This is a genomic window from Opacimonas viscosa (assembly GCF_024199005.1).
GTDB classification, from domain to species: Bacteria; Pseudomonadota; Gammaproteobacteria; order Enterobacterales; family Alteromonadaceae; genus Opacimonas; species Opacimonas viscosa.
The window spans coordinates 1-225 of sequence record NZ_JANATA010000369.1 but is presented as its reverse complement, the minus strand read 5'-3'; the positions used below and the strand labels follow the sequence as shown (position 1 = coordinate 225).

1 protein-coding gene is annotated in these 225 nt (G+C 61.3%); it reads left to right on the top strand.

Annotated elements, in window-relative coordinates:
• Nucleotides 1–22: 22 nt before the first annotated feature.
• Nucleotides 23–225 (top strand): helix-turn-helix domain-containing protein (locus NLF92_RS13965; protein ID WP_432420241.1); only part of this gene is annotated, 203 nt, incomplete at its 3' end.

The window sequence follows — 225 nt, the reverse complement described above, 5'->3', positions numbered from 1 at the left end:
AAGCTATGGATTAAGTTATTCAATGGAACATCTCCCACCACTGCGCCTTCTTGTGACCTTCGAAGCCCTGTCGCGGCATGGTTCGATGCGGGATGCGGCGGCGCGCCTGAACGTGACCCAACCCGCAGTCAGTCAGGCGGTCAAGGCGCTGGAGGAGCACGTGGGAGTCGCGTTGTTTGACCGGCGGGTGCGGCCCGCGCGCCTTACAGATGCTGGCGATATGCT